This is a genomic window from Mesorhizobium sp. M0983 (assembly GCF_040318975.1).
Taxonomy (GTDB): domain Bacteria; phylum Pseudomonadota; class Alphaproteobacteria; order Rhizobiales; family Rhizobiaceae; genus Mesorhizobium.
Genome location: NZ_JAMYNH010000017.1, coordinates 78,838 through 88,173 on the forward strand (window position 1 = coordinate 78,838; position 9,336 = coordinate 88,173).

Consider the following 9,336-nt stretch of genomic DNA (forward strand, 5'->3'; position numbering starts at 1 on the left):
TGAAAAGTTGCAGACTTTTCGGATCAGGATCATGCGCCAGGCATCAGCGCATGGCCCCGAAAAGTTGCAGACTTTTCGGATCAGGACCATGCGCCAGGCAGGAGCCGAGCCCATGAGCGTCAACCGCGCCCAGCGCGTCGACCTCGAAGTCGTCGCCGATCTCATCCCGCCGCAGTCGCGGGTGCTGGACGTCGGTTCCGGCGACGGCCTGCTGCTCGAATTGCTGCAGGCGACCAAGAAGGTCGACGGCCGCGGGCTGGAACTGTCGCAGCGCGGCGTCAACGAATGCGTGGCGCGCGGCCTGTCGGTCATTCAAGGCGATGCCGACAAGGACCTCCAATTCTATCCCGACAAGGGCTTCGACTTTGTCGTCTTGTCGCAGACCTTGCAGGCGACCCGCAATCCGAAGCTGGTGCTCGACGAACTGCTCCGGATCGGCAACCGCGCCATCGTCTCATTTCCCAATTTCGGCCACTGGCGGGTGCGCTTTTCGCTGCTCTTCAACGGCCGAATGCCGGTGACCAAGGACCTGCCCTATTACTGGTACGACACCCCCAACATCCATTTCTGCACCATTCGCGATTTCGTCAATCTATGCGACGAGCTGGGCGCGACGGTGGAAAAGGCAACCGCGCTCGACGCCAACGGCCAGCGGATCGGCTTCTCGATGCCGTGGTGGTTCTGGAACTTTTTCGGCCAGCAGGCGGTATTTCTGCTGAAACGGTAGCAGGCCGCCCGTGAGCCGATCATTCCCCTTATTCAAGTACGTCGGTGGCCTTGTGCGGATGCGCAACGCCGTCGACAAGGACCACATCGGACTGAGAATTCTCGGTGCGCAGCGGCAAGATCTCCTGATAGGCGGCCGAGCGGTACCATCCGCGCGCCTGCTGCATGTCTGGAAATTCGATCATGACGAGGTGCCCCGGCCAGGTGTTTTCAACCACGTCCACCTCGCTGCCATGCACAATGAAGCGCCCGCCGAACGGCTCAAGCGTGGCATCGATCTTCTGCAGGTACTCGACGATCGGCGGCCCCGGCGTGACCTGGCGCATATGGGCGACGGCGTAGGCGGTCATGGTGTAACTCCTTGTGGTCGAAAGCCGGACAACCGGCTTGATGGGAGCAGTTTGCCGGGACGTTGCGCGCTGGTCGATTACCCCCGAGGTAATGACACCGAATACAAAACTGGCGCGCCGCTGCCGTCACCTGAAAGATATTTCTGCCTGGCACCGATGATTTCCGCCCACCTGCGCTGTCCTTATCGATGGGCGCGCCTGGATGGTCCGGCGGCCGGGAACAGAGAGGTGATCCATGGGATCGTTGCAAAATCAGAATGTCGTCGTCGTCGGAGGCAGCCGGGGTGTCGGCCGCTCCATTGCGGAGGTCGCCCTCAAGGAGAAAGCGACGGTGCTGGCGGTCGCCCGCGGAAAACAGGCCCTGGCGCAATTTGCCTGGGAGGTCTCCGGCGTGAAGACGCTCGCGATCGATGCGACGGTGGACTCCGCCCCCGATAAGGTCTTCGCCGCGCTTGAGCCGGACGTGCTGGTGATCTGCGCAGGTGCGCTGGCCCCTTCCGCGCCGGTGCATGAACAGAACTGGAAGGCCTTCTCGGCAAATTGGGACACCGACGTCAAGGCGTCGTTCCTGTTTTGCCGGGCCGCTCTGCGCCGTCCGCTCAAGCCGGGAACCCGGATCGTTCTGATCTCCAGCGGCGCGGCCTTGACCGGCGGACCACCCAATGCCGGCGGCTATGCCGGCGCAAAACGCATGCAGATGTTCCTGGCCGGTCATAGCCAGAAGGAGTCGGACCGGCTTGGCCTCGGCCTGCGCTTCATGGCGCTCGCGCCGATGCGGATCATGCCGGAGACCGGCGTGGGCAAGGCCGGCGTCGACAGCATCGCGGCCTATATGGGCATCCAGCCGGCGGACTTCATCGCCGCCATGACCGACATGCAGACGCCGGCCGATGTCGGACGGGCGGTGGTCGCACTCGCCACCGGCCAGGCGCAAGGCAGTTCCTTCATGGTGAGCGGGAGCGGGCTTGCCCCGGCCGCCTGAGGCGCGCGTAATGCAAACCTGACCCGGAACCCGAAAGTAGCATGACAGACGCTCAACCACCTCTGGAACCGGCACGCCAGCCGATCCTCGATCGGCTGGCCTTCGAGAAGGTCACGGCCGCGCATCGCCGCGAGCTCAAGCTGCATTGCTATCGCATGATGGGTTCGCTGCACGAGGCCGACGACCTCGTCCAGGACACGTTGCTTCGCGCCTGGCGCGCAAGGTCGGAGTTCGACGGGCGGGGTTCGGTTCGCGGTTGGCTCTATATGATCGCGACCAATGCTTGCCTTAACGCCATCAAGGCGAGGTCGAGGGCGCGTCGCATTCTCCGGGAACCCGGACGGCCGCCGTCGCACGGGGCGGCCATAGGCGGGGCCGTAGCTGACGTCGCGTGGCTGGAGCCCTACCCCGACGCCGAGCTTCCAGACATTGCCGGCAGCGAGCCAGGTCCGGAAGCCCGTTACGAGAGCCGCGAGGCCGTCCAGCTCGCCTTCGTCGCCGCTATCCAGGATCTGCCGCCCAGGCAGCGGGCCGCGCTGCTGCTTGCCGACGTCCTGGGATGGTCGGCCGTCGAGACGGCGCGTTTGCTGGGCGGATCGACGGCTTCGATCAACAGCGCGTTGCAGCGCGCCCGCGCAACGCTGACGGCGCGCTATCCTGGCGGACGGCCGGCCAGCCGATCACGGCCCAACCCCGAAGAAGGCCTGCTGCTCGAACGTTACATGCAGGCCTGGCAGGCCGCCAATCTCGAAGGTTTGATCGAGCTCCTGCGTGAGGACGCCATCTATACCATGCCGCCTTGGCGCGAATGGTATCAAGGCCGCGAAGCGATCCGCGGTTTCTTCGAGACCGTCTGGCCGAGGTTCGGCGGCTTCCGCACGCTGGCCACCGCGGCCAATGGCCAGCCGGCGGTCGGGGTCTATTCCCGCAGCCACGATGACCCGGCGTGGCGGGCCCATTCCCTGCATGTGTTCGAGCCAGCCGAGGGCGGGATCGCTTCCTTGACGATCTTCATAGGGCCGCTCGGGCCATCTCTGTTCCCGGCCTTCGGCCTGCCACCGGCCTAGCTTACCCGTGGGCAAGCCTTACCGGTCGAGTTCCGGGAAATACGGGTCGGAGAAAAACCGCCGGTCGCGCTCGCCTTGCAGGCAGTCGATCGGTGCGTCGATGCGGATCGTCCTCGGATCCTCCTTGGGATACTCGACGCCGCTGACCTCGAGGATCAGTTTGCGGCGAGTGGCGGTGGCGAATTCGGAAACCGCGTAGATCGGTAGCACGAACGAGCCCGGTCCGCCGGTGACGCATTCGGCATAATACCGGTCGAGATGGCTGAAGGTCGGTGACGGGCTGATCAGGATCGGCAACCCGTTGATGACGATGCCCTTCGCCAGCGCCGCATCGCGTGCCGTTGTGACCGGCAAGCCGGTGTTGTTTGGGCCATCGCCAGAGACGTCGATGACGCGGCGTTTGGCCACGACGGCCGTGCCATCGAAAAGCTCGGCGCCGAAGGCCACGGCACCGGAAATAGAGGTGCCGCGAAAGCTCCTGAACGGGCGGGCCGCGATCTTGTCGGCGAAAGCGTTGGCGCTCTCCTTGCTGTCGATGACGTGCCAGGCAATGACCGCATCGTCGCGGATGGTGCCGGCCCATTCGAAATAGGCGATGGCGATGCGGCCGGAAGGGCCGGTACGCACGGCATTGATGAAGTCGGGATGTCGCAGCGCCGCGACATAGCCGGCGCGCTGCAGGGCGAACTCCCTTTCATCCATCGACTGCGAGATGTCGACGGCCAGCACCAGCTCGACGTCGACGGCAATGGCATTGGCGGGCGCGGCCACAGGTGCTGCCGGGGCACAGGCAAGGCAGGCGAGCAGGGCGAGAGCGTCAAGCATTGCCGATCGGAACGTTCCCATCTGAAACGATCGCGATAGTTTTTCGCCGCGATCGCGGCGAAATAAAGCTTGGCTTCTATTTCTTTCGGCGAGCCGAGGCGATAATCGGGGGCGGTTCGATGGCGCCTGCCCTGACACGGGCCGGCTTGAGGGGCGGTTGGCCGGCATCCTTGACGATGGTCAACGCTCGCGGGAAGAAGCGGGTATTGTGCTGGCCGCGGCCGATATTGAGGATCGCGGCGTCGGGCAGGCGCTTGTCCAGCATCGACAGCACTTGCCTCAGCGTCGCGCCGTCGAACGCGTCCAGCGCCTCGTCGATGATAACCCATTTCGGCCGTCGCAAGGCGAGCCTGGCAAAGGCCAGCAGACGCTGCTCGTCGTCGCTGAGCTCACGCTCCCAGCGCGCCGAGTGATCGAGCGAGGACGACAGGCGTTGCAGCCCGACATCGGCCAGCACCTCCGAAATCTCGGCATCGCTCGCCTCCGCCGCGCCGTCTGAATGGTTGAGCACCTCGCGCAGCCTGCCGAGCGGGAAATAGGGAGTACGCGGAACGAAGATCGGCGCTTCTCCGGCCGGCATGCCGATCCGGCCGCTGCCCCATGGCCACAGACCGGCAATGGCGCGGAAGAAAAGCGTCTTGCCGGCGCCCGGATCTCCGGTGATCATGACGCGGTCGCCGGCGCGGATTTCGACATGCGGCTCGGCAAGCTTGGTGCATCCGTCCGGCGAGGCGATCTCGAGCTTCTCGAAGGTCAGGCTGCCGTCGGGATTTTCGCCGAACGAAATGCGCCTTTCCGTGTCGTGCAGCGCGTCGGTGTCGCCAAGCGCGATGCGGAAGTCGGCGACCCGCATCAGCGTGGCGCGCCAATCGGCGATGCCGCCGATATTGTTGATGAACCAGCGCAGCGAGGAATGGACCTGGTTGAAGGCGCCGACCGCCATCATCAAGCCGCCAAAGCTGATATCGCCGGCAAAATAGACCGGGGAAGCGACGAGGATCGGCGCGACGACAGTGATCCAGCCATAGGTGTCCGTTACCCAGGAAAGATTGATCTGGGCGCTGTAGATGCGCCGCATGGCGCCCAGCACCATGCCAAGGTCGAATTCGAGCCGGCGCCTGGCATCGGCCTCGCCATGCGCAAGCGCGATGGCATCGACATTCTCGTTGACGCGAACCACCGAGGAGCGCAGTTCCGCCTCACGCGTATAGCGATCGTTGTTGAAGCGGATCAGCGGCCGCCCGACCAGCCAGCTCAACCACGAAGCTGTGCCCGCATAGAGGATCGCCGCCCAGACCATGTAACCGGGTATGGCCAGCGAATGGCCGCCTATGTGGAAGACGAAGCCGGAAGACAGCGACCACAAGACGCCAACGAACGAGGCAAGCAGGATGCAGGACTGCAGCAGGCCGATGCCGAGACCGGTCGAAAGGTCGGAGAGATGCCCGGCATCCTGCTGCAGGCGCTGGTCGGGATTGACGCCGATGGCGCCGGCATGGGTCAGCCGGAAGGCACGCGCCGGCCGCATCCATTCGCCGATCAGGTCGAGCGTCAGCGCCTCGCGCAGCTTCAGGCGAAGCATCTGGTCGAGCCAGGTCTGGCTGACATTGAGCACCACAAGCCCGCCGGCGATGCCGGCGAAGACCAGAAGCTGATGCAGGAAAGCCGGCATGTCGCGCCGCGCCAGCGCGTCGTAGAAAGGCTGGTTCCAGCGATTGAGCAGAACCTGCCCGATCGAGCTCGCCACGATGACGGCGACGATGCCGATCGCTGCCCAAAGCAATTGTTTTCGCACTGGCGAGGTGGTCAGCGCCAATTTGATTGTTGCCAGCTGCTCACGCAGGCTGCTGGCTTCGATCGACGTGGCAAGCTTCTGGGCGCTGGGCTCGACATCCGGATGATCAGCCATGAGTGGATCCTTGCATTCGGAAGCGGTGCTAAACCCCGGTGATAGGATCGACCGCATATGCCTTCAATCGGGCAGCGAACCCGTCCGCGACAGATAGGTGAGAAAAAGCCTGCGTCGGATCACGAACGCGTCATCCTGGCGACGCCGGACGTTCGGCCCCCGACAGCCGGCCAAGCGTCGGCGCGCCATGCGGCGAGAGAACCGGCACGAAGACGCGGCGGGAGGCGCGCTGCGCCACCGGGACGCCCTGATAGAGCCGCTTCTGCGCCTCGACAACGATGACGCCCGAAAAGATCGGCCAGAAGCGCCGGCCGGCACGCTCCAGCACATTGTGGAACTGCATCATGAAACGTCGCGGCGACGGCGGAAAGAACAGCGCATCGGACCACGCCGCCGGCGTGAAATTCGCTTCGCGCAGCAATTCGGTCAGCTGGCCGCGCGAGAACGGCCGGCCATTGCCGAAAGGCGTATGCTCGAAGCGCGCCCAGACGCCGCGCCGGTTGGGCACGACGATGACGACACGGCCGGCCGGCGACAGCACCCGCCAGATCTCGTTCAGCGTCTCGCGCGGGTTCTCGACATGTTCGAGCGAATGGACGAGCAGCATGCGGTCGATACAGGAATCGACCAGCGGCAGCTCCTCGTCGAAGACCAGGGCGGTCGCCGTCGGCCCCGTCGCCGGCCAGACCACCGCGCCCTGCGTCGCCGGCATGAAGGCAAAGACGCGCTCGGCATCGCTGCCGAAGCGCTCCAGCCATGGCAAGGTGTAGCCGAGGCCGACCAGCCGCTCGTTGGGCACAACAGCCCATAGCGAGGACAGCGCCATGGTGATCGAGCGTTCGGCCAGGCGCCCGAGCGTGGTCGAATAGAAGGAACGGAGGTCGACAATATCTGAATGCATGGGCGGAACGGTAGCTTCGAAGCAGTCCAAGTTCAACAAAGGCAGATGACATCGGCTGGCAGGCGCCCTATGTCTGCGCCTGTAAACGGAGAGATATGATGCCGGTCGAGATCGAACAATTCATGTGCCGCAGCGACAATTTCGGCGTGCTGGTGCATGACCCCAAAAGCGGCCAGACGGCGCTCATCGACGCACCAGAAGAGGCGCCGATCCTGGCCGCCATCAAGCGCACCGGCTGGACACCGACGATGATCCTGACCACCCACCACCATCTCGACCACGTCGAGGCCAATCTGGCGCTGAAGGAGCGTTTCAAGCTGCGCATCGTCGGGCCGGAAGCCGAAAAGGCAAAGATTCCCGGCATCGACGAAACCGTCGAGCAAGGCTCGGTCGTCCACCTCGGCGATGAGCGGATCGAGGTCATCGCCACACCCGGCCACACCGCAGGCCATGTCACCTATCACCTGCCGGCGTCAAAAGTGGCATTCGCCGCGGATACGCTGTTTGCGCTCGGCTGTGGGCGGCTGCTCGAATGCAAGCCGCCGGTGATGTACGAATCCCTGAAAAAGCTCGCAGCGCTGCCGGCCGAGACGGTCGTCTATTGCGGACATGAGTATACGCTGGCCAACGCCCGTTTCGCGCTGACCGTCGACCCGACCAATTCGGCGCTGAAAGAGCGTGCCGCCAAGATCGAGGCGCTGCGCGCCGACGGCAAGCCGACGCTGCCGACGACGATCGGCGAGGAACTGTCGACCAATCCGTTCCTGCGCTGGCACGATCCGGCGATCCGCAGGCATCTCGGCCTGGAAAAGGCCTCCGACGCCGAAGTGTTCGCCGAGATCCGCAAGCGCAAGGACAATTTCTGAGCGGCACCAGGAGCTAGGGCATGACCAGTTCCGCCGAAATCATCGCCCTGCTCGGCCTGAAGCCGCATCCGGAAGGCGGCTGGTATGCCGAAACCTTTCGCGACGGCGCGGCAGGCACGCGCGGCCATTCGACGGCGATCTATTTCCTTCTGGAGAAGGACCAATTGTCGGCCTGGCACCGGGTCAAGGACGCGGCCGAGGTTTGGCACTTCTATGACGGTGCGCCGCTGGCGCTGTCGATACATCGAGAAGGCGGTCCCGTCATCGAGGAGATCCTTGGCACGGCGCTTGCCGCAGGCGAGCGGCCGCAGATCGTCGTGCCGGCAGGCTGGTGGCAGTCGGCACGCAGCCTCGGCGAATGGACGCTGGTCGGCTGCACCGTGGCGCCGGGCTTCGATTTCGCCGCCTTCGAATTGGCCGAACCAGGCTGGCTGCCGGGCACGCCGTAGTGGTGAAGACCTGACGCTTGGTACCCAACGACAACAGCCGCTCAGGATGGAAAGCCGTCGTTCAGGTTGTCGCAAGAGTCACTCTCGAACCTCCGAAATTTTGCAACGGAAACTACCCTTGATATTCAGGGGGCGACCAATATGTCCCAACACTTAGGATTTCTGCGAAACTACCCGACGATGATCACTTGGCCGGTGATGGCCCCTTCCACGCTCTTCGCATAGGCGAGCCCCACCCGTTTCGACGAAACGGGCTCGTGACCGGGGAACCACTCGCCATATCTCGGCACGGACACGTCCAGAAGTCCGGGACTCACAACATTGATGCGAAGACCGCGCGGCATCTCGATCGCCGCACCAAGGACAAAACCGCCGAGCGCGCCGTTCGCTGTTGCCGCCCCTGTTCCCATCCGAATGGGATCGCGGTCGAGCACTCCGCTAGTCAGTGTGAACGAGCCGCCATCGCTGACAGTGGCCAACCCTGCCAACACCAGATTGACCTGGCCCATGACCTTATGGCGCAGGCCAAGCATAAACGTCTCTTCGGTGTACTTGCCAAGCGGCCCGAAATGGACATTGCCTGCGGTAGAGATGACGGCATCCACTTTGCCACATTTGGCGTACATGGCATCGAGCGATGCGCGGTCAGCCATATCAACCTGAAAGTCGCCACTAGAGCGGCTGGCCTTGATGATCGCGTGGCGGGAACCCAACTCGTCGCAAACCGCTTTGCCGATGTCACCTTCCGCGCCGACGACAATAATTCTCATGATATTTCTTCTGCCATCTCGTCATATCGTTTGAGCTTGTAGGCAAGGAGTTCGGCGCAGCCATCCAACGCAGCTCGCCGCTTGTCCAGATGCGCTGCGTGATCAAGAAGAACCGCTTTCCGTTCGGGCAGAGTCTCGCTGCCCCGCTGATAAAGCCGCGCAAAGTATCGCATCTGCTCCATGGGCATACCTGTCTCGCGCAGCGAGGACAGGAGTATTAGCCATTCGACATTCTCTGCCGAGAAGTCCCGCCTCCCGTCACGTCCTCGCCTGACCTTCGGAAGCAAACCCAATTTTTCATAATAGCGGATAGTGTCGATACCCAGTCCGCTTGTAGCTGCCGCCTCCGAAATGCGCATGTGTCGCCTACCCTGCCGATTGTGCGCTAGGCTACCAAGCTGGAGCAGCTCTAGGTCAAGCGAGAATTTTTACCCTCTGATCTGACGACCTCGAGGATTGCGTCACAAAGGCTTGCCCATGGGCACCAAGCG

11 protein-coding genes are annotated in these 9,336 nt (G+C 63.6%); 5 read left to right on the plus strand and 6 right to left on the minus strand.

The window, feature by feature from the left end; all coding sequences use genetic code 11:
• Positions 1–112: 112 nt before the first annotated feature.
• A complete protein-coding gene (metW, locus tag NKH71_RS25275; RefSeq protein WP_023721109.1) occupies positions 113–727 on the plus strand; it encodes a methionine biosynthesis protein MetW in 615 nt (204 codons plus the stop codon).
• Positions 728–755: 28 nt separating this feature from the next.
• Here metW and NKH71_RS25280 read toward each other — a convergent pair whose 3' ends face one another.
• Positions 756–1,076, minus strand: a complete 321-nt coding sequence (locus NKH71_RS25280; protein ID WP_023721111.1) for a DUF1330 domain-containing protein — start codon at positions 1,074–1,076, stop codon at positions 756–758.
• Positions 1,077–1,311: 235 nt separating this feature from the next.
• Between NKH71_RS25280 and NKH71_RS25285 the strand changes: the two genes are divergently transcribed.
• Both NKH71_RS25285 and NKH71_RS25290 read left to right on the plus strand, forming a co-directional pair.
• Complete coding sequence (locus tag NKH71_RS25285; protein ID WP_352789562.1) at positions 1,312–2,058, plus strand: SDR family NAD(P)-dependent oxidoreductase; 747 nt, start codon at positions 1,312–1,314, stop codon at positions 2,056–2,058.
• 41 nt (positions 2,059–2,099) lie between these two features.
• A complete protein-coding gene (locus NKH71_RS25290) occupies positions 2,100–3,125 on the plus strand; it encodes an RNA polymerase subunit sigma-70 (RefSeq protein ID WP_352895398.1) in 1,026 nt (341 codons plus the stop codon).
• Positions 3,126–3,143: 18 nt separating this feature from the next.
• Here the strand turns inward: NKH71_RS25290 and NKH71_RS25295 are convergent, their stop codons facing one another.
• The 3 genes from NKH71_RS25295 to NKH71_RS25305 form a co-directional block, all read right to left on the minus strand.
• Entirely contained in the window at positions 3,144–3,950 is an 807-nt protein-coding gene (locus tag NKH71_RS25295) for a DUF1194 domain-containing protein (RefSeq protein WP_352789567.1), read from the minus strand.
• Between the two features lie 76 nt (positions 3,951–4,026).
• Positions 4,027–5,859, minus strand: coding sequence for an ABC transporter ATP-binding protein/permease (locus NKH71_RS25300; protein WP_023721115.1), 1,833 nt, complete (start codon positions 5,857–5,859; stop codon positions 4,027–4,029).
• A 130-nt stretch (positions 5,860–5,989) separates the two neighbouring features.
• Positions 5,990–6,760, minus strand: coding sequence for a class I SAM-dependent methyltransferase (locus tag NKH71_RS25305; RefSeq protein ID WP_352483498.1), 771 nt, complete (start codon positions 6,758–6,760; stop codon positions 5,990–5,992).
• A 98-nt stretch (positions 6,761–6,858) separates the two neighbouring features.
• On the opposite strand from NKH71_RS25305, the gene gloB reads away from it, so the two are divergent.
• Both gloB and NKH71_RS25315 read left to right on the plus strand, forming a co-directional pair.
• Entirely contained in the window at positions 6,859–7,626 is a 768-nt protein-coding gene (gene gloB / locus NKH71_RS25310; RefSeq protein ID WP_023721117.1) for a hydroxyacylglutathione hydrolase, read from the plus strand.
• A gap of 20 nt (positions 7,627–7,646) precedes the next feature.
• Complete coding sequence (locus NKH71_RS25315; RefSeq protein ID WP_352483497.1) at positions 7,647–8,075, plus strand: cupin domain-containing protein; 429 nt, start codon at positions 7,647–7,649, stop codon at positions 8,073–8,075.
• A 170-nt stretch (positions 8,076–8,245) separates the two neighbouring features.
• Here NKH71_RS25315 and NKH71_RS25320 read toward each other — a convergent pair whose 3' ends face one another.
• The gene (locus NKH71_RS25320; RefSeq protein ID WP_352495626.1) at positions 8,246–8,845 is read right to left on the minus strand and encodes a short chain dehydrogenase; all 600 of its coding nucleotides are present in this window, start codon (positions 8,843–8,845) and stop codon (positions 8,246–8,248) included.
• Positions 8,842–9,204, minus strand: a complete 363-nt coding sequence (locus tag NKH71_RS25325) for a MerR family transcriptional regulator (RefSeq protein WP_352495627.1) — start codon at positions 9,202–9,204, stop codon at positions 8,842–8,844. The genes NKH71_RS25320 and NKH71_RS25325 overlap by 4 nt, the downstream gene beginning before the upstream one ends.
• Between the last annotated feature and the right edge of the window lie 132 nt (positions 9,205–9,336).

Coding starts and splice junctions, on each gene's coding strand:
- metW (WP_023721109.1), top strand. CDS start 113: ATGAGCGTCAACCGCGCCCAGCGCGTCGACCTCGAAGTCGTCGCCGAT.
- NKH71_RS25280 (WP_023721111.1), bottom strand. CDS start 1,076: ATGACCGCCTACGCCGTCGCCCATATGCGCCAGGTCACGCCGGGGCCG.
- NKH71_RS25285 (WP_352789562.1), top strand. CDS start 1,312: ATGGGATCGTTGCAAAATCAGAATGTCGTCGTCGTCGGAGGCAGCCGG.
- NKH71_RS25290 (WP_352895398.1), top strand. CDS start 2,100: ATGACAGACGCTCAACCACCTCTGGAACCGGCACGCCAGCCGATCCTC.
- NKH71_RS25295 (WP_352789567.1), bottom strand. CDS start 3,950: ATGCTTGACGCTCTCGCCCTGCTCGCCTGCCTTGCCTGTGCCCCGGCA.
- NKH71_RS25300 (WP_023721115.1), bottom strand. CDS start 5,859: ATGGCTGATCATCCGGATGTCGAGCCCAGCGCCCAGAAGCTTGCCACG.
- NKH71_RS25305 (WP_352483498.1), bottom strand. CDS start 6,760: ATGCATTCAGATATTGTCGACCTCCGTTCCTTCTATTCGACCACGCTC.
- gloB (WP_023721117.1), top strand. CDS start 6,859: ATGCCGGTCGAGATCGAACAATTCATGTGCCGCAGCGACAATTTCGGC.
- NKH71_RS25315 (WP_352483497.1), top strand. CDS start 7,647: ATGACCAGTTCCGCCGAAATCATCGCCCTGCTCGGCCTGAAGCCGCAT.
- NKH71_RS25320 (WP_352495626.1), bottom strand. CDS start 8,845: ATGAGAATTATTGTCGTCGGCGCGGAAGGTGACATCGGCAAAGCGGTT.
- NKH71_RS25325 (WP_352495627.1), bottom strand. CDS start 9,204: ATGCGCATTTCGGAGGCGGCAGCTACAAGCGGACTGGGTATCGACACT.